General features: G+C 67.1%; 22 protein-coding genes. 7 read left to right on the forward strand and 15 right to left on the reverse strand.

All coding sequences use genetic code 11. The features are described 5' to 3' along the window. Positions 1–58: 58 nt before the first annotated feature. Positions 59–1,408, forward strand: a complete 1,350-nt coding sequence (locus tag AC1DFE_RS05765; RefSeq protein ID WP_476904953.1) for a M1 family metallopeptidase — start codon at positions 59–61, stop codon at positions 1,406–1,408. Positions 1,409–1,492: 84 nt separating this feature from the next. Here the strand turns inward: AC1DFE_RS05765 and pheT are convergent, their stop codons facing one another. Both pheT and pheS read right to left on the reverse strand, forming a co-directional pair. Further along, the gene (gene pheT / locus AC1DFE_RS05770; protein WP_476904954.1) at positions 1,493–4,036 is read right to left on the reverse strand and encodes a phenylalanine--tRNA ligase subunit beta; all 2,544 of its coding nucleotides are present in this window, start codon (positions 4,034–4,036) and stop codon (positions 1,493–1,495) included. Positions 4,037–4,038: 2 nt separating this feature from the next. Next, positions 4,039–5,100 (reverse strand): phenylalanine--tRNA ligase subunit alpha, encoded by a 1,062-nt coding sequence (gene pheS, locus AC1DFE_RS05775; protein ID WP_476904955.1) that lies wholly within the window; start codon positions 5,098–5,100, stop codon positions 4,039–4,041. A gap of 428 nt (positions 5,101–5,528) precedes the next feature. Between pheS and AC1DFE_RS05780 the strand changes: the two genes are divergently transcribed. Both AC1DFE_RS05780 and AC1DFE_RS05785 read left to right on the forward strand, forming a co-directional pair. Further along, positions 5,529–5,909, forward strand: a complete 381-nt coding sequence (locus AC1DFE_RS05780; RefSeq protein WP_476904956.1) for an eCIS core domain-containing protein — start codon at positions 5,529–5,531, stop codon at positions 5,907–5,909. Then, on the forward strand, positions 5,902–6,597 hold the full coding sequence (locus AC1DFE_RS05785; protein ID WP_476904957.1) for an SIMPL domain-containing protein: 696 nt from the start codon (positions 5,902–5,904) through the stop codon (positions 6,595–6,597). The genes AC1DFE_RS05780 and AC1DFE_RS05785 overlap by 8 nt, the downstream gene beginning before the upstream one ends. A gap of 21 nt (positions 6,598–6,618) precedes the next feature. Here the strand turns inward: AC1DFE_RS05785 and pcp are convergent, their stop codons facing one another. Continuing rightward, complete coding sequence (gene pcp / locus AC1DFE_RS05790; RefSeq protein ID WP_476904958.1) at positions 6,619–7,260, reverse strand: pyroglutamyl-peptidase I; 642 nt, start codon at positions 7,258–7,260, stop codon at positions 6,619–6,621. An 82-nt stretch (positions 7,261–7,342) separates the two neighbouring features. Between pcp and AC1DFE_RS05795 the strand changes: the two genes are divergently transcribed. Beyond that, on the forward strand, positions 7,343–8,512 hold the full coding sequence (locus AC1DFE_RS05795; protein WP_476904959.1) for an Rv2578c family radical SAM protein: 1,170 nt from the start codon (positions 7,343–7,345) through the stop codon (positions 8,510–8,512). A gap of 56 nt (positions 8,513–8,568) precedes the next feature. On the opposite strand, the gene AC1DFE_RS05800 is transcribed toward AC1DFE_RS05795, so the two are convergent. Further along, complete coding sequence (locus AC1DFE_RS05800) at positions 8,569–9,027, reverse strand: (deoxy)nucleoside triphosphate pyrophosphohydrolase (protein ID WP_476904960.1); 459 nt, start codon at positions 9,025–9,027, stop codon at positions 8,569–8,571. A 189-nt stretch (positions 9,028–9,216) separates the two neighbouring features. Here AC1DFE_RS05800 and AC1DFE_RS05805 point away from each other — a divergent pair, with 189 nt between their 5' ends. After that, positions 9,217–10,422, forward strand: coding sequence for an MFS transporter (locus tag AC1DFE_RS05805; RefSeq protein ID WP_476904961.1), 1,206 nt, complete (start codon positions 9,217–9,219; stop codon positions 10,420–10,422). 84 nt (positions 10,423–10,506) lie between these two features. Here AC1DFE_RS05805 and AC1DFE_RS05810 read toward each other — a convergent pair whose 3' ends face one another. Continuing rightward, positions 10,507–11,460 (reverse strand): cation diffusion facilitator family transporter, encoded by a 954-nt coding sequence (locus tag AC1DFE_RS05810; RefSeq protein WP_476904962.1) that lies wholly within the window; start codon positions 11,458–11,460, stop codon positions 10,507–10,509. 230 nt (positions 11,461–11,690) lie between these two features. On the opposite strand from AC1DFE_RS05810, the gene AC1DFE_RS05815 reads away from it, so the two are divergent. Further along, complete coding sequence (locus AC1DFE_RS05815) at positions 11,691–11,966, forward strand: GlsB/YeaQ/YmgE family stress response membrane protein (protein WP_076798106.1); 276 nt, start codon at positions 11,691–11,693, stop codon at positions 11,964–11,966. Between the two features lie 176 nt (positions 11,967–12,142). Here AC1DFE_RS05815 and AC1DFE_RS05820 read toward each other — a convergent pair whose 3' ends face one another. The 4 genes from AC1DFE_RS05820 to infC all read right to left on the reverse strand — a co-directional run bounded on the left by AC1DFE_RS05820 (position 12,143) and on the right by infC (position 15,072). Further along, on the reverse strand, positions 12,143–13,039 hold the full coding sequence (locus AC1DFE_RS05820; protein ID WP_476904963.1) for a TrmH family RNA methyltransferase: 897 nt from the start codon (positions 13,037–13,039) through the stop codon (positions 12,143–12,145). 53 nt (positions 13,040–13,092) lie between these two features. Further along, the gene (gene rplT / locus AC1DFE_RS05825) at positions 13,093–13,548 is read right to left on the reverse strand and encodes a 50S ribosomal protein L20 (protein WP_476904964.1); all 456 of its coding nucleotides are present in this window, start codon (positions 13,546–13,548) and stop codon (positions 13,093–13,095) included. Positions 13,549–13,664: 116 nt separating this feature from the next. After that, positions 13,665–13,859 carry a 50S ribosomal protein L35 gene (rpmI, locus tag AC1DFE_RS05830; RefSeq protein WP_009358635.1) on the reverse strand — a complete coding sequence of 65 codons (195 nt, stop codon included), beginning with the start codon at positions 13,857–13,859 and terminating at the stop codon, positions 13,665–13,667. A gap of 118 nt (positions 13,860–13,977) precedes the next feature. Continuing rightward, a complete protein-coding gene (gene infC, locus AC1DFE_RS05835; RefSeq protein ID WP_476904965.1) occupies positions 13,978–15,072 on the reverse strand; it encodes a translation initiation factor IF-3 in 1,095 nt (364 codons plus the stop codon). A gap of 382 nt (positions 15,073–15,454) precedes the next feature. Between infC and AC1DFE_RS05840 the strand changes: the two genes are divergently transcribed. Then, positions 15,455–15,841 (forward strand): DUF1844 domain-containing protein, encoded by a 387-nt coding sequence (locus tag AC1DFE_RS05840; protein WP_003798723.1) that lies wholly within the window; start codon positions 15,455–15,457, stop codon positions 15,839–15,841. A gap of 127 nt (positions 15,842–15,968) precedes the next feature. Here AC1DFE_RS05840 and AC1DFE_RS05845 read toward each other — a convergent pair whose 3' ends face one another. The 6 genes from AC1DFE_RS05845 to hisB all read right to left on the reverse strand — a co-directional run bounded on the left by AC1DFE_RS05845 (position 15,969) and on the right by hisB (position 20,605). Further along, positions 15,969–17,267, reverse strand: coding sequence for an MFS transporter (locus AC1DFE_RS05845; protein WP_476904966.1), 1,299 nt, complete (start codon positions 17,265–17,267; stop codon positions 15,969–15,971). 59 nt (positions 17,268–17,326) lie between these two features. Beyond that, positions 17,327–18,238, reverse strand: coding sequence for an SseB family protein (locus AC1DFE_RS05850; RefSeq protein WP_476904967.1), 912 nt, complete (start codon positions 18,236–18,238; stop codon positions 17,327–17,329). Between the two features lie 9 nt (positions 18,239–18,247). Next, the gene (priA, locus tag AC1DFE_RS05855) at positions 18,248–18,994 is read right to left on the reverse strand and encodes a bifunctional 1-(5-phosphoribosyl)-5-((5-phosphoribosylamino)methylideneamino)imidazole-4-carboxamide isomerase/phosphoribosylanthranilate isomerase PriA (RefSeq protein ID WP_476904968.1); all 747 of its coding nucleotides are present in this window, start codon (positions 18,992–18,994) and stop codon (positions 18,248–18,250) included. Between the two features lie 91 nt (positions 18,995–19,085). Beyond that, on the reverse strand, positions 19,086–19,244 hold the full coding sequence (locus tag AC1DFE_RS05860; RefSeq protein WP_476904969.1) for a hypothetical protein: 159 nt from the start codon (positions 19,242–19,244) through the stop codon (positions 19,086–19,088). Continuing rightward, positions 19,245–19,982 carry an imidazole glycerol phosphate synthase subunit HisH gene (gene hisH / locus AC1DFE_RS05865; protein WP_476904970.1) on the reverse strand — a complete coding sequence of 246 codons (738 nt, stop codon included), beginning with the start codon at positions 19,980–19,982 and terminating at the stop codon, positions 19,245–19,247. It abuts the gene before it with no gap. Further along, positions 19,979–20,605 carry an imidazoleglycerol-phosphate dehydratase HisB gene (hisB, locus tag AC1DFE_RS05870; protein WP_476904971.1) on the reverse strand — a complete coding sequence of 209 codons (627 nt, stop codon included), beginning with the start codon at positions 20,603–20,605 and terminating at the stop codon, positions 19,979–19,981. The genes hisH and hisB overlap by 4 nt, the downstream gene beginning before the upstream one ends. Positions 20,606–20,644 lie beyond the last annotated feature (39 nt).

Below are 20,644 nucleotides of genomic sequence, written 5' to 3' on the forward strand. Positions count from 1 at the left end.
ACCCTGAAACCAGGACCGCCCGAAACGAAGACCCCGTACCTTGAAAGGCACTTTCAGAATGAGCACCGGAGAATCGCCCGGCCCCGCCGCCGTCCTCTCCGCCGGCGCGCCGGCCACCGGCGATCCCTACGTCCCGGGCCACGGAACGGACGCCTACCGCGTCCTCCACTACGAACTGGAGCTGGACTACAAACTGGCCAGCAACCGGCTGACCGGCCGCGCGGTCCTGGCTGCCGTGGCAGCGCGCCGCACAGCCGCCGTCGTGCTTGATATGACCGGTCTCAGGGCCCTCAAGGTGCAGCTCAACGGCACCCGCGTGCGGAAGTTCACGCAACGGGCGGAACAGCTGGTGGTGCACTGCGAGCAGCCCCTCGAAGCCGGGTCCGAATTCAGCCTCGACATCCGGTACGACGGAAACCCGCGGCCCCGGCGGGGGCTCTGGGGCGAGGTGGGCTGGGAGGAACTCACCGAAGGCGTCCTCGTGGCCGGACAGCCCAACGGCGCGCCGTCCTGGTTCCCGTGCAACGACCACCCGCGGAACAAAGCCAGCTACCGGATAGCCGTCACCACCGACGCCGGCTACCGGGCTGTGTGCAACGGCCTCCTGGTGGGGCAGGCCGTAAGGTCAAGCCGCCAGACCTGGGTCTACGAGCAGCGTGAACCGATGGCGACGTACCTGGCCACGGTCCAGATCGGCCGGTACGGGCTGGCGAGCCTGCCGGACTCGGGCGGAGTGCCCCAGTTCGTTGCGGCACCGGCCCAGCTGGCCACCCGGGCGGAGACAGCGCTCGCCCGGCAGGAAGCCATGATGAGCACATTCGTCAGCCGCTTCGGCCCGTATCCGTTTGCGGAATACACCGTGGTGGTCACCGCCGACGAGCTGGAAATCCCGCTTGAGGCCCAGTCGCTGTCCATCCTCGGCGCCAACCACCTGGACACCGGGTGGGAGTCGCAGCGCCTGATCGCCCATGAACTGGCCCACCAGTGGTTCGGCAACTCGCTGACGCTCGGCACATGGAACGACATCTGGCTGCACGAGGGATTCGCCTGCTACGCGGAGTGGATCTGGTCCGAGGAGGCCGGCGTGATGCCCACCAACGAGCGGGCGCGTGCGGCCTGGCAGCGGCTCAACGCCGGTGCCCAGGACATCCTGGTGGGTGATCCCGGCCCCGAACTCATGTTCGACGACAGGGTCTACAAGCGCGGCGCGCTGGCCCTGCACGCCCTGCGCCGCCGCTGCGGCGACCTCGCCTTCTTCGCGCTGCTGCAGGAATGGACACGGAGCAGGGCCCATAGTTCCGTGTCCACGCCCGAGTTCATCCTGACGGCCGACCGCGTCACGGGATTGGACTCGGAATCGCTGCTGCATCCGTGGCTGTACGAAGAGGCCCTGCCGCCGCTGCCTTGACTCGTTTCCAGCCGTTAGTTTTCCGGCAAAAAAGAAAAGACCACGCCCGAAGGCGTGGTCTTTTCTTTTCAGTTTGCTGCGCAGCTACCGCTGGACGGCACCAAACCGCTCGGCTGCCGCGGCGACGGCGTGCTCCCGCGCCTCCGACGCCTCGTCAGCGGTCAGCGTCCGGTCCGTGGCGCGGAAACGCAGGCCGAAGGCGAGGGACTTCTTGCCGTCCTCGATCCCCTGTCCCGCGTACACGTCGAACAGGGCCACGTCCTCGAGCAGCTCGCCGGCGCCCTCACGCAGCGCGGCCAGCACGTCGTCGGCGGGGACGTCCTGCGGCACCACGAGCGCCACGTCCTGCGTGGCCACCGGGAAGGTGGAGATGTGGCGGGCCACCACGACGTCGGCCGCCGCCTCGAAGAGGGCATCCGCGTTCAGTTCCAGCGCGACGGACCGCGCCGGAACGTCGTGCGCGGCCAGGAGCTTGGGGTGCAGCTCACCGCAGTATCCCACCAGCTCGCCGGAGCGCAGCGAAAGCTGCGCGGCGCGGCCCGGGTGGAAGGCCTGGTGACGGCCCTGGGTGACCACAAGCTCCACACCAAGGACGTCACCGGCCAGGCGGGCGATGTCCACCGCGTCCGCCCAGTCCCAGAGCCGCGGGGCGTGGCCGGCGGCGGCAGGCGAATCATGGCCGGTCAGGACCACGGCGACGTGCAGCGGCTGGTCTGGGACGCCGTCGTACAGCGCATCCAGCACCTCATCGGAGGGCTTGACGCCCAGCGGCGGAATGGACGGCGTACCTAGCGAGTCACCGGGCAGGAACACCATGCCGGCCTCGAAGACGGCGAGGTCGCGGAAGCCGCGGGAATGGTTGCGCTTGGCGACCTCCAGCAGGCCCGGCAGCACCGACGTGCGCAGGTATCCCTGTTCCTCGCTGATCGGGTTGGCAAGCTTGACCGCGGTCCGGGGTGCGCCCTCCTCGGCCACGCCAAACGTCTCGTTGGCGGCTTTCGACACGAAGGGGTAGGCCAGGACCTCGGTCAGGCCGGCGTCCGCCAGGGCCTGGACCAGGCGGCGGCGCTGCTGCTGAACGCGGGTCAGGCCGCGGCCGGGAGGTGCCACCGGCAGGGTCGCGGGGATCTGGTCGTAGCCCACCAGGCGGGCCACCTCCTCGGAGAGGTCCTCCTTGGTTTCCAGGTCGTTCCGCCAACTCGGAGCCGTGACGGTCCAGCCGGCGTCGGTCTTTTCGAGGACAGCGCCTAGGTCCTCAAGGGACGTGACGATCTGTTCTTCGGTGAAGTCGATGCCGATCCGTGCGGCGGGGAATTCCCCGGGCAGTGCGATGGTCACCGGATCGGGCGCGGTGCCGACGTCGGTGCCGGACTCATCCGCCGTCCCGCCGGCCAGTTCCACGAGGAGATCGACGGCGCGCTGGGCCGCGATGTTGGCGACCTGCCAGTCCACGCCCCGTTCGAAACGCTTGGAGGCCTCGGAGGGGAGCTTGTGGCGCCGGCGCGAGCGGGCAATGGAAACTTCCTCGAAGTGCGCTGCCTCGATCAGGACAGCCGTGGTGGTGTCGGAGACCTCGGTGGACGCCCCGCCCATGACGCCGGCGACGCCGATGGGGCCGGAAGCGTCAGTGATCAGCAGGTCCTCGGGGTCGAGCGAGCGCTCCTTGCCGTCGAGGGTGGTCAGCTTCTCCCCCGACACCGCACGCCGCACCACGATGTCGCCGGACAGCTTGTCCTGGTCGTAGAAGTGCAGCGGCTGGCCGAGTTCGAGCATCACGTAGTTCGAGATGTCCACCGGCAGGGAGATGGACCGAATGCCGGCCAACCTAAGCCTGGCGGTCATCCACGGCGGCGTGGGCCTGGTGGCGTCCACACCGCGGACGGTACGCGCCACGAAGCGGTCGCAGCCCGGCTTGCCGTAGATGGGCGCGTCGTCGTTGATCTTGACGCCGTAACCGCCGGAGAGGACAGCGGGAGCGCTGACCTTGGAGGCGGGATCGGTGAATTCCGTGCCTGTGGCGTGGGCATATTCGCGGGCCACCCCGCGGAGCGAGAACGCATAGCCGCGGTCCGGGGTCACGTTGATTTCGGCGGCCTCGTCGTAGAGACCCAGGAGCTCCATGGCGTCGGTCCCGATCTCGGGGTCCAGGCCGATCCGGGAGAGCACCAGGATGCCGTCGTGGTCCTCGCCGATACCCAGTTCGCGGACGGAGGCAATCATGCCCGCGGACAGGTGGCCGTAGGTCTTGCGTGCCGAGATGTGGAAGTCACCGGGCAGGACGGCGCCCGGAAGGGTGACCACCACCTTGTCGCCCTCGACAAAGTTGTGTGCACCGCACACAATGCCCTGCACGCCGGACGGATCAATGCCCTTGGCGGTGAGGGTCTGCTCCTGCCCCTCGGGGACAACGCGCACCTGGCACCAGTTGATGGTCTTGCCGTTGGACTGCGGCTCCTTGACCAGGCTCAGGACCTGGCCCACCACGACGGGTCCCCGCAGGGCGTCCGTGGGGCGGTGGACTGCTTCTTCCTCAAAACCGACCTTGACCAGTTCGGCCATGACGTCTTCGGCCGTGGCTCCGGCCGGTACCTGCGCGAATTCACGCAGCCAGGAAAGTGGGATACGCACTGTTAGATCTCCATCCCGAAGTGCTCGCTGAAACGTACATCGCCCTCGATCATGTCGCGCATGTCGCCGACCTCATTGCGGAACATGAGCGTCCGCTCGATGCCCATGCCGAAGGCAAAGCCTGAATAGACGTCCGGATCGATGCCGGCGGCCCGCAGGACGTTGGGGTTGACCATGCCGCAGCCACCCCATTCGATCCAGCGGGGCCCGCCCTTGGCGCCGGGGTGGAAGATGTCCAGCTCGGCTGAGGGCTCGGTGAACGGGAAGTAGTTGGGGCGCAGCCGGATCTGGGCTTCGTCACCGAACATCTGGCGGGCGAAGTGCTCCAGCGTTCCGCGGAGGTCAGCCATGCTGAGCTTCCTGTCGATGGCCAGGCCCTCGAACTGGTGGAAAACAGGGGTGTGGGTGGCATCGAGTTCATCGGTGCGGAACACCTTGCCGGGGCACAGCACGTAAATGGGCAGCTCCCGCTCCAGCATGGACCGGACCTGCACCGGCGAGGTGTGCGTGCGCATCAGCAGGTGGGCTTCGGGCGGCTCCACGAAGAACGTGTCCTGCATTTCGCGGGCCGGGTGGTCCGGCTTGAAGTTCAGTGCGTCGAAGTTGAACCATTCGGATTCCACCTCGGGGCCTTCGGCGATTTCCCAGCCCATGCCCACGAAGATGTCCGCGACGCGGTCCTGCAGCGTGGACAGCGGGTGCCGGGCGCCGGCCCGGCGGCGGCGGGGCGCTGCCGTGACATCCACGGTTTCCTCCACAAGGATGCGGGCGTCATTCTCCGCTTCGAGCTCGGCGGTGCGGTCCGCGAGCGCCTTGTTAACACGTCCCCGCGATGACCCCATCAGCTTGCCCGCAGCGGCCTTCTGGTCCTTGGGCAGGCGGCCGATCTCGCGGTTAGCCAGGCTGAGCGGTGACTTCTCACCGGTTTGGGCCAGGCGGACTGCCTTGAGTTCATCGAGGGTGGTGGCGCCGGCAATGGCGGCGACGGCCTGGTCCACGGCGGCGTTGATGGCGGCTTCATCCAGAGGGTTCGGGACGGCGGCGCCCGGCAAAGTTTCAGTCATCTACTGTTCTTAGCTACGAGTCGGGTGGTGCCAGCGGGCGGTGCAGCCGCGCCGGTTTCCCAGGCAGCGCGTCCGTCGCTGGCACGTCATTGCATGAAGTCATCCGAGGACGTCAATAGAAAAGACGCCCCCAAAGACAAGGGCAGGCTCGCCGGCGGGTGGCCGGCAGGCACTGTTCCCAGTCTAATTGACAGCGCCGGCCTAATTGACAGCCGGACTGATTGACTGCCCGACTGATGGACAGCCCGACTGATGGACAGCGGCCGGCTGCGGGGGGCGCCTGTATTTGCACGGCCGCCGGAGGCTAGCATGGCCAAATGAAGCAAGGCCCCCTGATCTTTCGCCGGATGATGCAAGGCCCCACAAAGCTAAGCTCCCTGTCGCCGGGCCCCCTCACGCAAGGACAGCGCCTGAGACGGCTCGCAAACGTGTTGAACGCCTCCACGCCGCTGGGGCTGGTGCTCGCCGGGCTGGCCGGCACCCGGACTTTCCGCGGTCCCCGCGGGCTGATTGTCGCCACAGGATACCGCTGGCGGCTTCCGCTGGCGGGGGCCTTCACGGTGGGCAACGTGGTCATCTTCCGCGCGGGCGCGGATGCCGCCCTGGCAAACCGAACGCTCCTGGGCCACGAGGAGCGGCACTGCACCCAGTACGCCTGGTCCCTGGGCCTGCCGTTCCTGCTCTTCTACTTCGCGGCTGCTGCCTGGTCGGCGCTGCGGTACGGGGATCCGGCGTCGGGAAATCCATTCGAGCGGCACGCCGGCCTGGAGGCCGGAGGCTACGCGGACCGGAGGCGAGGACGTGGGTGAGCCGGCCAGCCGGGCGGGTGCCCGGACCGTCACTGTCACGGGATCGGGAACCGCCGAGGCCGCCCCTGACCTGCTGACGCTCTCGCTGGGAGTGGAATGCCGGCGGGACAGCGCAGGTGATGCCTACGCCGCCGCCGGCGCGGCGTCCGCCGCCGTCAGTGGCGCACTTCGTGGCAAAGGAGTGCAAAACCCCGACATCAGCACCTCAGGGCTGAACGTCCGCGCCGACGTAGTCTGGCAGGAGGGCCGGGGGCAGCAGGTCACCGGCTATGTGGCATCCAGCATCCTCAGTGTGCGGCTCCGGAATCCTGCCGCGGGCTCCGACATCATCGCGGCAGCCGTGAAAGCAGGCGGCAACGACGTCCGCCTGGACGGGGTGCACCTCGGCTTCGCAGACACCGCGGCCGTCATGTCGCTGGCCCGCGAGGCGGCATGGTCCGACGCCCGGGCCGCAGCGGCGCAGCTCGCCGGGCTTGCGGGTGCCGAGCTTGGCGAGGTGGTCTCCGTCCGCCAGCACCCCGTACCGTCGGCGCCCGTTCCGGTGGGCGGGCTGCAGCGGGCCCTCGCCGCCGACTCCATGACGGTGGAGGCCGGCTCATCCAGCGTCAGCACCAGCGTCACGGTTGAGTGGGAGCTGATGAGTGGGAGCTGGGCTCCCGCGCCGGCTGAACCGCACCCCACCGGATGAACTCGGCTAACTGCAGGCGCACTAGTGGATGCTGCCGGCCGCGAGCGCGACGTCGGCTGCCCTGGTAAGCGAAGTTCGAACGGCGACGGCGATCGCCTCCGCCATTGATGCCAGCGGCAGTGACGGGTCACCGCTCCCCTGCGCTACCTGGTCCGGGGCGAACGGCACGTGGACGAAACCGCCGCGGACGGCCGGCCGGCGGGCGAGCTCGTGCATGAGCGTGTAGAAGATGTGATTGCAGACATACGTGCCCGCCGACTGCGAGACTTCGGCGGGCACACCGGCCACTTCCACGGCACGAAGGGCTGACTTCACCGGCAACGAGGTGAAATACGCGGCGGGCCCGCCCGGCACCACCTCCCGGTCCACGGGCTGGTTCCCGGCGTTGTCCGGAACCGGCGCATCATCGCAGTTGATGGCAACCCTTTCCAGCGACACCCGCCCGCGGCCTCCGGCCTGCCCGATACACACCACGAGTTCCGGCTCCGGGTCCTCGAGGGCACTCAGCAGCACATTGGCCGCCGCGCCGAACACACACGGCAGTTCCAGCGCCTCCACGGCCAGCCCCTCGCCGCGGAGCAGGTCCCGGGCGGACTCGGCTGCGGCCCAGGACGGATTGGTTGACTGGCCCCCGAAAGGTTCAAAGCCGGTGAGCAGAATCATGGTGCAAGCGTAGTCGCCAGTCTCCGGGAAACGCCGCCGGCAGCGCTTGACTTTAGTTCGAACATACCTTCGAATGGAGAGCATGAGATGGGACGCGCAGGCACTCAGACCGGCACAGGACGAAATGCCCGGAACCGCGCCGCTAGTACCCCTGGCCGGCCTGGTGCGCTCGGTGTCCACCCCCGAGTTCGCCGGTGTCACCTTTCATGAGGTCACCGCCAAATCGGTGCTCAACAAGGTGCCAGCCGGCTCCCGGATGCCATTCGAATGGACTGTGAACCCTTACCGGGGCTGCAGCCACGCGTGCGTCTACTGTTTCGCCCGCAAGAGCCACACCTACCTGGACTTCGACGCCGGACTCGACTTCGACAGCCAGGTTGTGGTGAAGATCAACGCGGCCGAGGTGCTGCGCAAGGAGCTGGCCAAGCCCTCCTGGAACCGGCAGCATGTGGCTCTTGGCACGAACACCGACCCCTACCAGCGCGCGGAGGGACGGTACCGGCTGATGCCCGGCATCATCGGTGCGCTGGCCGATTCCGGCACGCCGCTGTCCATCCTGACCAAGGGGACTTTGCTGGCCCGTGACGTTCCGCTCCTGAAGCGTGCCGCTGCGCAGGTGCCGGTGGGCATCGGCATCTCGCTCGCCATGACGGACGAACAGCTTTCCGAGGCGATCGAACCCGGCACACCCGGCCCGCGGGCGCGGCTCAAGCTCGTTTCCAGGCTCAGGGAAGCGGGGCTGCCCTGCGGTGTGATGGCCATGCCCATCCTGCCGTGGCTCTCCGACAGCGACGAGGCACTGGACTCCCTGTTCGCCTCGCTGGCGGCCGCGGGTGCCACCGGAGTCACGGCCGGTGCGCTGTATTTGAAGCCCGGCACGCGGGAATGGTTCATGCAATGGATCACTGCCCGGCACCCTGAACTGGCGGGGCGCTACCGCAGGCTGTACGGCACAGGCTCGTACGCTTCCAAGGAATACCGCATCTGGCTCGCCGGCAGGATCCGCTTCTTCAAAGCCCGGCACGGCTTCGCCGGATCGCATGGGTTCAGCCACCGGGACGTCGACGATCACCAGGGCGGCGATGCACGGGCCGCCCACACGCTGGCCGACGATCCGCGCGGCGAGGAAGCCGCCTACCCCGAGGGAAGCCTTCCGCAGCACCGGGCATGGCAGCTGGGTTCAGGGCAGCAACGGGCGGGGCAGCATGGCCAGCGCAGCGCAGCCCAGACGTCCCAGCCCACGCTGTTCTGATCTCCGCAACCTGGCCGCGCACCAGAAATCCACACCGTCACCAACGAAGGGTCGCGTTAATTTCCGGCGACGGAGTCCGCACGGCTCGGCGCGGCAACGATGGCGAGCAGCGCCCGGACAATTGGCAGGTCCGCGGGAATCCAGGGCAGCCTGAGAGCGTCGTCACCATTTCGGATGCTGATCCAGCGGAGTTCATCGTGGTCCTCGAGCGGCCGAGGTTCGCCGTCGGCAACTTCCGCGAACCAGACCCGCATCGCGGCCCGGTCATTCAGCGGCCACCCAGCGGGCTCCGGTGCTTCCAGTTCGGTTCCGAGGACCACGGCGATGCCGAGTTCCTCCCGGAGCTCCCGGTGCAGCGCGCTTTCGGGGGCCTCCCCCGGTTCCACTTTCCCGCCCGGAAATTCCCACATGCCGGCAAACTGCGGCGGCGCCGTGCGGCGTGCCACAAGGAGCCGGGCGGGAGCGGACAGTGAGTCGAGGACGGCGCCGCCGACGACGTTGATCAGTTCAGTCACCGGTCCAGTCTATGAGGCCCGGGCTTACAAGGACGCGGGCTAATGAGGGCCGGGCTCGCGAGGGCACGGGCTCGCGAGGGCGGGCCGACCTCCGGGGCAGGAATATCCATCCCGCCGCGAAGCTTGTTAAAATCGGACTTATCAGTGGCAACGAGGCCGACTCCGCAACTCCCTTCGAAAAGCAGGCACATGACTTCCACTGTCCAAGCTCCCCGCGCGCCCAAGACCGCAACGCACATCGGCCCCGCCATCTTGGCCCTGGCCATGGGCGGCTTTGGCATCGGGGTCACCGAGTTCGCCATGATGGGCCTGCTCAGGGAGGTCGAAATCGGACTCCGGATCAGCACTCCCGAAGCCGGCCATCTTATCTCGGCTTACGCCCTGGGCGTCGTCGTCGGAGCTCCCGTGCTCGCCGCCGTCGGGGCGAAGCTGCCGCGCAAGTTCCTCGCGCTGGGCCTCATGCTGTTCTTCAGCGTCGCCAACCTGTCCTCGTTCCTTGCTCCCGACTACGCAAGCATGCTGGTCTCCCGGTTCGCTGCCGGGCTGCCGCACGGCGCGTTCTTTGGTGTGGCCGCCGTGATCGCCGCTTCCCTGGTGGCGCCGACGAAGCGTGGCTGGGCCATCTCCATGGTGATGGCCGGGCTTACGGTCGCCAACGTAGTCGGTGTTCCCTTCGCCACGTGGCTCGGCCAGACCTATGGCTGGCGGCTGCTCTTTGTCCTGGTGGGAGCACTGGGACTGGTAACCCTGGCACTCATCTGGAAATTCGTGCCGTTCCAGAAGGCGCACGCGGACGCGAGCATCCGCAGGGAGCTGGGCGCACTCAGGCGGGCCCAGGTCTGGCTGGCGATCCTCATTGGCATCGTGGGTTTCGGCGGGTTCTTCGCAACATACACCTACATCTCCCACACCATGACTTCCGTGGCCGGGATTCCCGCCACCCTGCTGCCGTTCGTGGTGGCCCTGTACGGCCTGGGAATGGTGGCCGGCAATATTGTCGGCGGCCGGATCGCGGACAAGTCCGTGATGGGGACCATCTACCGCGTCCTGCCCGCAATCGCCGTCGCACTGGTGGTGTATGCCGTGGCCGTGCACTGGCCATGGTCTGCGTTCGTCATGGTGTTCGTGGTGGGCGGCGCCGGGTCCATGCTCGTCCCCGCTCTCCAAACCCGGCTGCTGGACGCTTCCCCTGATGCGCCGTCGCTGGCATCCTCGCTCAACCACGCCGCACTTAACGTTGCCAACGCCCTGGGCGCCTTCCTGGGCGGCTTGGTGATTGCCTGGGGCTGGGGCTACGTTGCGCCCGCCCTCGTGGGTGCGGTCCTGGCCATTCTCGGCCTGATGGTTGCGCTGCTGAGCGGGCTGCTGGAACGCAAGAAGCCGCTGGCCCCGTAACAGCAGTCACGGAGCCAGCGGCTCAAAATTGCACTTGTAGCCAGCGGCTCAAATAGGCGCTGGGCCGGCGGCCCGGGGCAACACCTAGGCTCCTGAGTCGCCCGCAAGGGCGGGGCCGCTGGCCACCTGCGCACGTCGGATGTCCGGCTCCAGGTAGATGACCCGCGCAATGGGAACCGCCGAGCGGATCCGGGCTTCGGCGTCGTCGATGGACTTGGCAATATCCAGCCCCGAGTCACCGGCCTCCACGCTGATCTTGGCGGCCACCAGCAGCTCCTCCGGGCCCAGGTGCAGGGTCTTGAGGTGAATGATGGCGGTTCCGTCCGCTTCGATGGCACTCCGGATGCGTCCGACGTCGTCCTTGGTTGCCGACTCCCCCAGCAGCAGCGACTTGGTTTCCATCGCCAGGATCACGGCAATCGCCACCAGCAGCAAACCGATCATCCCGGTCCCGATGCCGTCCCAGATCCCGTCACCGGTCAGCAGGGTCAGCCCCACACCGAACAGGGCGAAGAGCAGGCCCAGCAGAGCACCGAAGTCCTCGAGCAGGATCACCGGAAGCTCGGGCTGCTTGGCGGTGCGCACAAAGCTGACCCAACCCTGGCTGCCGCGGATGTGATTGGCTTCGGTGATGGCCGTCCGGAACGAGAATCCCTCAGCGATGACGGCACCCACCAGAACAGCCAGGGGAACCCACCAGAAGTCACCTTCGATTCCGTGCGGGTGCAGAATTTTTTCCCACCCTTCATACAGGGCGAAGAGTCCGCCGACGCTGAAGAGCACGATGGAAACGATGAAGGCGTAGATATATCGCTCGCGCCCGTAGCCGAAGGGGTGTTCCGGGCTGGCTGCCCGCTGGGCTCGCTTCCCGCCGACCAGCAGCAGGACCTGGTTGCCGGAGTCGGCGACAGAGTGGATGGCCTCAGCCAGCATCGATGAGGAGCTCGTCAGCAAGAACGCGACGAACTTCAGGACGGCGATGGTCAGGTTGGCGGCCAGCGCCGCGACAATCGCCTTGGTACCGCCATTTGCAGCCAAGGAAGGCTCACCTCTTCATGTGGGTATTACGACAGATGGGACAGGGCGGGATGCAACCGCCGCCTAGTAAATACCGTACCCGTCCGGCCCCGGACAGACACCGCACACCGCCTCCGGGCGCCACTAAAAGCCAAAACTAAGCCTGCTGACAAAGAAACACGCCCTGTGTTAGCTTGAAGCCATATCGGGACTGATAAGAATCGATCCCGACGAATATGAAGGAGCAGACAATGGGTTTTCTTGCTTGGATTATTCTCGGCCTGATCGTAGGCGCAATTGTTAAGGCTGTCATGCCCGGCAGGGTAGGCGGCGGCTGGGTCACCAGCCTGGTTCTGGGCGTCGTTGGCGCCATCGTCGGCGGCTGGATCGGCAGCCTTCTCTTCGGCAAGGGTGACCTGGCGTTCTTCGACCTTGGCACCTGGATCCTCGCCATCATCGGCGGCCTCGTGGTCGCAGGTATCTACGGCGCCATCACCGGCCGCAACCGGACCACCCGGGCGCCATAACCGGCCTGGCTCACAGGCACTGGACCTCAAAACGTCCAGGCTCATAACAGACAATAAAGACAGGAGCGGGGGTCCACCGGACGGTGGACCCCCGCTCCTTCTTGTATCGGAGTTTTTGTCCAGATATCGCGACTAAGAGGGCCTTTTCCGGCCGATATCTGCACAAAAACTCCCGGCTAGGCGGACTGCTGGGACCTCGCACTGGCGTAGAGGCAGACAGTGGCGGCCGTTCCCAGGTTCAGGCTCTCGGCGGCGCCATATACGGGCACCGCCACGCGATGGTCGGCAAGCGCCAGCTCGTCCTCGGAGAGACCCTGGGCCTCATTCCCGAACAGCCAGGCGGTGGGGTTTTCCAGGGCGTAATCCGAGCCCGCTGCCGAGGCGCCAAGCCGGCGTGCGGCGTTCTCGTCCTGCAGGCGGTCCAGGTTCAGCTGCCCGTAGCCGTCCGCCGCGAGCACTCCGATCCCGCGAGCCTTGCACTGCGCCGCAAACTCATTGACGTCGGCGCCCAGGACCACCGGCAGGTGGAAGAGGGAACCGGCGGTCGAGCGGACAGCTTTGGGGTTGTAAATGTCCACGCTGGAGCCGGTCAGGACCACGGCATCGGCACCCGCGGCATCTGCGGCCCTAAGCACGGTTCCGGCATTGCCGGGATCGCGGACCTGGCAGAGCACGGCAATCAGCCGGGGCCCGGCGTCGAGCACGTCCGCCAAGGCGACGTCCACGAAATCACACACCGCGACGATCCCCTGCGGGGTGACCGTGTCCGCCATGGCGGCGAGGACGTCGTCCGTCGCGAGCCGGGCACTGGTTCCCACGGCCAGTTCCTCGAACTCCGGGTAACGGTCCAGGCATGCCTCGCTGGCGTACACCTCGCGGACGATGCCCGGCTGGCCGGCCGCGATCCGCTGACCGTGGAGTACCAAGGCCTCACGAACCGCCTGCGGGCCTTCGGCAAGGAACTGCCGGCGCTTTAAACGGACCGGGCGCCCTGCAAGCTTTGCCACGTCCCGGACCCGATCTGATCGGGGATTGGAGAGTGGAAAGTCTTGCGGGCGCCCGGTTTGGTTCATATAAGAAACCTTAGTGGCTGTTGCCACCGGTCCTTGAACTGGGAGCTGCCTGCTTACTCAGCAGCTGCAGCAGCCGGCTTCTTCGCAGCACGTGCGCGGGTAGCCTTGGCCTTCGGTGCAGCCTCGGCGTTGGCGGCCGGAGCGGAAGTGTCAGCCGGCAGGGAGTCCTTGGCAACCTGGACCAGCGCAGCGAAGGCGTTGGCGTCGGAAACGGCGAGCTCGGCCAGCATGCGGCGGTCAACCTCGACCTCAGCGGCCTTCAGGCCCTGGATCAGGCGGTTGTAGGTCAGGCCGTTGGCGCGGGATGCAGCGTTGATGCGCTGGATCCACAGGCGGCGGAAGTCGCCCTTCTTCTTCTTGCGGTCGCCGTAGCTGTACACAAACGAGTGCAGCAGCTGCTCTTTGGCTTTGCGGTACAGGCGTGAGCGCTGTCCACGGTAACCTTTGGCGCGTTCGAGGATAACCCGGCGCTTCTTGTGGGCGTTTACCGCCCGCTTCACACGTGCCACGTGCGTACTCCTTCAAAAATCTGATCCCAAGCGACTACTGCCGGTAACCGGCCGGCCTGAGAAGGCTTATTGGTAGTTGACTGGTGCCAGGTGGCAGTCAGTCAGAGTGCTTGAAATTAGATGCCGAGCATCTTCCGGATGACCTTGGCGTCGCCCTTGAAGACGATCTTGTCGCCGGCGAGGCGGCGGGTCAGGCGGCTGGACTTGTGCTCCAGGTAGTGGCGGCGGTTGGCCTGCTGGCGGCGCAGCTTGCCGCTGCCGGTCAGCTTGAAGCGCTTCTTAGCACCACTGTGGGTTTTCATCTTCGGCATGGGAACCGATCTCCTTACGTATCCGCGGACAATGTCCGCAGTTCTATCGTGCAGCCGCCCCTGCGGGCGGCGTGCTGGTTGCTGGCTGACTGAAGGCGATGCCTTCCGCAGTTTCGAACTAGGTAGTCTTCTTGCCCGCCGGCTTGGGCGTGGGCCGGGGCGCTGCGGGTCGTGCAACAGGCTTCGGCGCGGCGGGCCTCGCCACCGGCTTGGGCGGGGCCGGGGCAGCTGCAGGCTTCGGCGCTGCCGGAGCAGGCGACTCAGCCACAGGAGCCTTCGGCTCAGCAGGTGCTGCCGCCTTCGGTGCTGCGGGCGCTGCCGCCCTGGGAGCAGCGGGGGCTGCCTTCGGGGCTGCTGCGCGGGGCGCCTCAGCCTCCTTGGCGGCCTTGGGCGCTTCCGCAACCTTGGGTGCTTCCGCGGCCTTGGGTGCATCGGCAACCTTGGGTGCTTCCGCGGCGGGGGTCTCGGCAGCCGGAGCCGCTTCGACCGGAACCGAGGGCGCTTCGACGGCGGCTTCCGGCGCAGCTGCCTCAGCTGTTGCCGTAGCTTCCTGCGCTGCCGGCGCCTCGTCAGCGGCGGCCTCCGTGGAAACCTGGAAGCCTTCCGGCAGAAGGTCGGCAAGCGACTGCGTCAGGGGTGCCTGATCGTCACCGGAGGTGTCCACACGGCCGGCAGCCTTGGCTTCGTTCTGGGCCTTGGCTTCAGCACGCTGGGTTGCACGGCGCGCTTCTGCCTTGGCCTCCGCCTTGTTCTTCAGCGGACCGATGACCATGACCATGTTGCGGCCGTCGATGCGGGGGCTGGACTCCACAACACCGACCTCACCGACGTCTTCCGCGAAACGCTGAAGCAGGCGCAGGCCCATTTCGGGACGCTGCTGCTCACGGCCACGGAACTGGATCATGGCCTTAACCTTGTCCCCGGCTCCGAGGAAGCGCAGGGCGTGACCGCGCTTCGTCTCGTAGTCGTGGGTGTCAATCTTCAGGCGGAACCGAATTTCCTTCAGAACCGTGTTGGTCTGGTTCTTCCGGGCTTCACGGGCCTTAACTGCGGCTTCGTACTTGTACTTGCCGAAGTCCATCAGCTTGCACACCGGAGGCTTGGCCTGCGGTGCAACTTCAACGAGATCCAGGTCGGACTCGGCAGCCAGACGCAGGGCATCCTCAATACGGACGATTCCTACCTGTTCGCCGGCAGGACCGACCAGCCGCACCTCAGGGACGCGGATACGCTCATTGATTCTTGGCTCGCTAATGTTAAAGCTCCTGTGTTTGTTATGGGTGTTCCACCGGCAAAATAGAGAAGGCCCCCAATTGCCGGAGCAATCGAAGGCCTCGAAGATCGGATGTGCACATCCCGCGAGGGACTGCACGCATTCCCCAGGCTCCTGCCCGGTGAAACGCCCGACCGTTACCCGGCAACCTTGCTTCCCTGAAGCTTCCAGGGAAAACGGCTGACGCGGGTGGGAGAGAACTCCGCTTGCAAACTGAATATCAATTCTACAGAACGATACCCGCTCACCGCACGTTCGCGGCAGTGGGTCTCATACACGGCAAAATAACGACATCCAGTCGGTCTGTGACAAGCTTACCAGTATGAGCACTCCAGACAGCAATTCACACGTCTACCAGGCGCCCGGCGCCGGGGACGACGTCACGCAGCAAATCCGCGACATCTCCGAAGTTCCCGCGATCGAGGTCATCACCACGGCCGCTGTGCACCTCATGAGCGCCTCCGCCGTAAAGCTGGGTCTGGCCGCTGAGGAGAACGCCGCAGAGCTGAAGGACCTGGACGAGGCCCGCAAGCTCATCACCGCCCTCGCCGGCCTGGTCACGGCGGCCGCCCCGGAGATCGGCTCGCAGCATGCCGGCCCGTTGCGCGACGGCCTGCGGTCCCTGCAGCTCGCGTTCCGCGAAGAGTCCATCATTCCGGATCCTCCGGGCAAGGGTCCCGGTGAGAAGTTCACCGGTGCAGTGAACTAAGGGTTGAATTACGACGGCGGCGGGCCGGCTCTTCGGGGCCGGCCCGCCGCCGTTTTTGTCGCCCACGTGCACTTCCCCCGGTGCCGGTCGCACTGCACCGCTACCTCGTCTCCCGAAACCGGGAGGGTCAGATCGAGGCGGCGCGGCGGCGGAGCTGCTGCAGGACCAGCCCCGCGACGCACAGGAGCACGCCGGCCACGCCGACGGACACGAAGCCTCCCGCCGGGCCGATGCTGTCGATGAAAAGTCCGGCCAGTGGAGCCCCCAAAGCCACGCCGGCGGTCAGCGCCGACCCATACCAGCCCATGGCCTCGCCGCGCCTGGCCTCGTCGACCAGCTCGGCCACCTTCTCCGATGCCGCCGATAGGACAGGCGCGCAGAGGAGGCCCGGCAGCAGCGACAGCAGGCTGAGGGTCAGGGTGTCAGTGGCAAAGCCCATGGGGATGGTCAGGGCAGCCATTCCCAACAGCAGGAGGATCGGGGAAACCGCCCGGTGCATGGCTCCGTAGATGAGGCCGCCGATCACCGATGCGGCGCACCAGAAGAGGAACACCACGCCAATTTCGCGCTGGTGCCCGCCAGTCTCCAGCGCGGCCACAATGCCAACGTCGGTGCCGCTGAGCACCATGCCCGCGCCCCCAGCAACGGCGAACACCGCGGCTACCGCCGCGGTGAACCAGCCGAAGCTGTTGGCCACCCTGCGCCGCAGGACTGCCCGGCGCCTGCTGCCCGCGGACGCAGGACCGAGTTCGGCCGCAGCCTCTTGCAGGTGTGCGGGGGCGGCGGCAACAACGGCAACCTCGGCGGCAACCTGTTCGTCCGCATCGCAGGACTCGGAGCGTACGGCACTGCGGGTAGGCGGGTTGAACCACATGAGGAAGAGTCCGGCCAGCGATGTCGAGACACCGACGGCGGTCAGCCCAAGCACCGACTGGCCGCTCGTGGCCACCACAGCACCGGCGGCCGGGCCGATCATGAAGACCAGCTCCGTGCTGACCGCATCCAGTGCGAAGGCGGTCCTGCGCTGGTCTCCGTCCGCCAGGACACCCAGGGATTGCCGCACAAGACTGAAAATGGGAAGCGTCAGCAGTCCGCCCACGAACACCAGCGGCAGCAGCCACTGGTAGGACACGTGCGGCACGATGGACCAGATGACGGTTTCCGAAATCACCGAAGGAATCAGCGCAGTCCGCAGGCCCGCCGTATCCACACGCCGGCCGCGCCATGGTGCGCCGAGCGCGATGCCGATGGTCATCACGGCCGCTGCAGTTCCGGCGGCCGCATATCCCTCCCCGAGGGTCAGGACGATGTGCAGGGTCAGCAGGACCCCCGCTGCCGAATGCGGGATGCGGGCAATCATGCCGACCGCCAGGAGACGGCGGATCGGCCGGACGGCCAGCAGCTCCCGGTACAGGCTGAAATTCACGGCTGGGTCCTCAATTCCGCGGCCGGACAGCAACGGAAGGGACCTCCACCGGTCGGCGGTTACTGCGCGGCGCGCCTTAGTTTGACTTCGATCGAATCAACGCGCTCACCAAACAATACATTCCGGCTCCACTCGGTCTGGAGGCCGGCAACGAGCGCCTGCACCGCAGCCGCGTCCAGGCCGTCCTCCAGGTAGAGCACCACACGCAGTTCCGGTCCGGCTCCGCCGCCTTCAACGCGGCTGCCGGAGGCCGTAGTGGTGGCCACTCCCCCGCCAGGAAGGACGTCAAGTGCGCGCACTGCGGGTTTGCCCTCCGCTCCGGTGCGCAGCACCGTGGCCAGCTCGGCGTCCGCGTAGGCCGGGACCCACTGCCTCTGCTGCGCGAGGGCCCAGACGGCCGGGCGCCGGACCACGAAGGTCACTTCGGAGCCGGGGTCCACAACCAGCAGCTCGGCGCCTTCGGCGACGGCCGACAGGGCGGCCCTCGCGGCGTAAACGGCCACGGGGCGCGCGTCCCGGTGCCATGCTGTCAGGGCTGCTGCCGTAGTGAAGATCGGCATGGCGAGGCGGCCGTCCGGCGCCTTGAGCGTCACCAGCGCCATGTCCGCCTGTTTGTCGGCGTGCACGCCGTGCGCCCCTTCGGCTTCCTCCGCCAGTTGCGCCACCACGGGAACAAAGACGCGGGCGGTGGCCAGCGAGGCCACCACCGCGGCTTCCTCACCGGCGCCCGTCACGAGGGCTGCGACCGCGGTGAGGTAGCCAGCGTCGGCCGTGCCGTCGTCGTCCTCGAAGTTGTGGATCTTGGCGTCATCGCCGGTGAGGCTGCGCCCCGCCCAGGGCTGCCCCGCGGAATCGGTGGTGCCTCCCGCCCCGGCGAGGGCGGCCTCGATATGACCGGGCAGCCGGCGTGCCGGCGGCAGGTCCGCTGCCGGTCCGCCGCGGTGCGTGGAATTGCCCTGGTGCTCGGTCACAACGGCGTCCTAGCGGCGGCCGGCGACGTCGAGGGCCTCGGGCAGAGTGAAGGCACCGGCGTACAGCGCCTTGCCCACGATGGCGCCTTCGACGCCGAGCGGCACCAGGGAACGAAGGACCTTAAGGTCATCGAGGCTGGAAATGCCGCCGGAAGCTACCACTGGCTTGCCGGTCTTCTCCACCATCCGCCGCAGCAGTTCAACGTTCGGCCCTTGCAGCGTGCCGTCCTTGGTGACGTCGGTGACCACGTAGCGGGCGCACCCGGCGTCTTCGAGGCGGCCCAGCACGTCCCAGAGGTCACCGCCTTCCTTAGTCCAGCCGCGTCCGGCCAGCGTGGTCCCCCGGACGTCGAGGCCGACGGCGATCCGGTCACCGAAGCGGTCGATGGCCCGCGCAGTCCATTCCGGGTTCTCCAGGGCGGCGGTTCCGAGGTTTACCCGGGCAACACCGAGGTCCAGCGCCTTCTCCAGCGACTCGTCGTCCCGAAGGCCGCCGGAGAGCTCTACCTTGATGTCCAGCCGGCCCACCACTTCGCGCAGCAGGTCCGCGTTGGAGCCGCGTCCGAAGGCAGCGTCCAGATCCACCAGGTGAATCCACTCCGCGCCCTGCTGCTGCCAGTTGAGGGCAGCTTCCAGGGGCGTCCCGTAGCTTGTTTCGCTGCCGGCCTCACCCTGGACCAGGCGCACCGCCTGGCCGTTCACGACGTCGACGGCGGGTAGCAGTTCAAGAGCCGGCAGCTCATTTTGGCTGGTCATCTGGGGGTCCTCAGTTCTTGTAGGCGCTGTAGTTCGTGGGGCGCTGTTCCCGTGCGTGCCGATTCCTGCGGCGCGAACGGCGGGTTAGGGGTTACTTGCCCGGAAGGGTCAGCAGGTAGGCGGCCAGCAGCGACATGGCAGCCAGCGCGTAGAAGCCGATCTGGATCCAGAGCGGCTTGCGCTGCTGCCTGAAGGACAGCCCGCCGCCCACCATGAGGCCGGCCAGTCCCATCAGGAGGATTGACCACATCTAGGCGCCCGCTGCTTGCCGGGAATGCGGCCCGCGGAGTCCGTCGACCCAGTTCTTCAGGAGCCGTGCGCCGGCGTCACCGGACTTTTCCGGGTGGAACTGGGTGGCGCAGAGCGGGCCGTTCTCCACGGCGGCGATAAAGGGGGCACCGTGCTCGGACCACGTAACCAGGGGCGGCGCCATCCGGGGCTGGATCACATCGAAGTCCCAGTTCTGGACACCGTAGGAGTGCACGAAGTAGAAGCGCTCACCTTCCACACCGTCGAAAAGCCTGGAGCCTTCCGGGACATTGACAGTGTTCCAGCCCATGTGCGGCACCACTTCGGCCGGCAGGAGTTCCACCTTGCCGGGCCACTCCCCCATGCCTTCGGCTTCGGTTCCGTGTTCGACGCCGGCCTCAAAGAGCACCTGCAGGCCGACGCAGATGGCCAGGACCGGACGGCCACCCGCAACGCGGCGCCCGATCATACGGATTCCGTCCACCGCCTTGAGCTCACCCATGACGGTTTCGAAGGCGCCGACGCCGGGCACAACCAGCCCGTCGGCGTTCAGCACGTCCTCGGGCTTGGAGCTGAGGATGACCTCGGCACCGGCGCGTTCCAGGGCTCGCACGGCCGAGCGGACGTTGCCGGAGCCGTAGTCCAGGACGGTGACGGTGGGCTTGCCCTCCGGGGAAGCCGGCTTCAGCGTGGCCGAGGGATCGATGATTGCGCCCTCGCGCAATACTTTTCCGGTCACAGTGCCCCCTTGGTGGACGGAATGCCCTCGACGCGGGGATCCGGCTCGACGGCTGCACGAAGGGCCCGCGCGAAGGCCTTGAACTGGGCTTCCACGATGTGGTGCGGGTCGCGACCGGCGATGACGCTCATGTGCAGGCAGATGCCGGCGTGCAGCGTGATTGCCTCAAAGACGTGCCGGGTCAGCGATCCTGTGAAGTGGCCGCCGATCAGGTGGTACTCCTGCCCGGCGGGCTCGCCGCCGTGCACCAGGTAGGGCCGGCCGGAGACGTCAACGACGGCGTGCGCGAGAGCTTCGTCCAGGGGCACGGTGGCCTCGCCGAAGCGGCGGATGCCGGCCTTGTTGCCCAGGGCCGTGCGGAGCACCTCGCCGAAAGTGATGGCAACGTCCTCGACGGTGTGGTGGACGTCGATGTGGGTGTCGCCGGTGGCCTTGACGGTCATGTCGATGAGTGAGTGCTTGCACAGCGCCGTCAGCATGTGGTCGTAGAACGGGACCGATGTGCTGATGTCCGACACTCCGGTGCCGTCGAGGTTGATCTCCACCAGCACGGAGGATTCGCTGGTGGCACGCTCCATGCGTGCAGTCCGTGCCTCGGCAGCCTTGGTTCCGGTGTCGCTCATGGTGATGAATGTCCTTTGACGAAGGATGGGGTCGGACCT

The sequence above is a fragment of the Arthrobacter sp. 05T423 genome, assembly GCF_056396245.1.

Excerpts from the sequence above, each read along its gene's own strand:
- AC1DFE_RS05820 (WP_476904963.1), bottom strand. The coding sequence starts at position 13,039 with ATGAACCAAACCGGGCGCCCGCAAGACTTTCCACTCTCCAATCCCCGA.
- AC1DFE_RS05805 (WP_476904961.1), top strand. The coding sequence starts at position 9,217 with ATGACTTCCACTGTCCAAGCTCCCCGCGCGCCCAAGACCGCAACGCAC.
- AC1DFE_RS05860 (WP_476904969.1), bottom strand. The coding sequence starts at position 19,244 with ATGTGGTCAATCCTCCTGATGGGACTGGCCGGCCTCATGGTGGGCGGC.
- rpmI (WP_009358635.1), bottom strand. The coding sequence starts at position 13,859 with ATGCCGAAGATGAAAACCCACAGTGGTGCTAAGAAGCGCTTCAAGCTG.
- priA (WP_476904968.1), bottom strand. The coding sequence starts at position 18,994 with ATGACCAGCCAAAATGAGCTGCCGGCTCTTGAACTGCTACCCGCCGTC.
- AC1DFE_RS05765 (WP_476904953.1), top strand. The coding sequence starts at position 59 with ATGAGCACCGGAGAATCGCCCGGCCCCGCCGCCGTCCTCTCCGCCGGC.
- pcp (WP_476904958.1), bottom strand. The coding sequence starts at position 7,260 with ATGATTCTGCTCACCGGCTTTGAACCTTTCGGGGGCCAGTCAACCAAT.
- pheS (WP_476904955.1), bottom strand. The coding sequence starts at position 5,100 with ATGACTGAAACTTTGCCGGGCGCCGCCGTCCCGAACCCTCTGGATGAA.
- AC1DFE_RS05795 (WP_476904959.1), top strand. The coding sequence starts at position 7,343 with ATGAGATGGGACGCGCAGGCACTCAGACCGGCACAGGACGAAATGCCC.
- hisB (WP_476904971.1), bottom strand. The coding sequence starts at position 20,605 with ATGAGCGACACCGGAACCAAGGCTGCCGAGGCACGGACTGCACGCATG.
- AC1DFE_RS05840 (WP_003798723.1), top strand. The coding sequence starts at position 15,455 with ATGAGCACTCCAGACAGCAATTCACACGTCTACCAGGCGCCCGGCGCC.
- AC1DFE_RS05815 (WP_076798106.1), top strand. The coding sequence starts at position 11,691 with ATGGGTTTTCTTGCTTGGATTATTCTCGGCCTGATCGTAGGCGCAATT.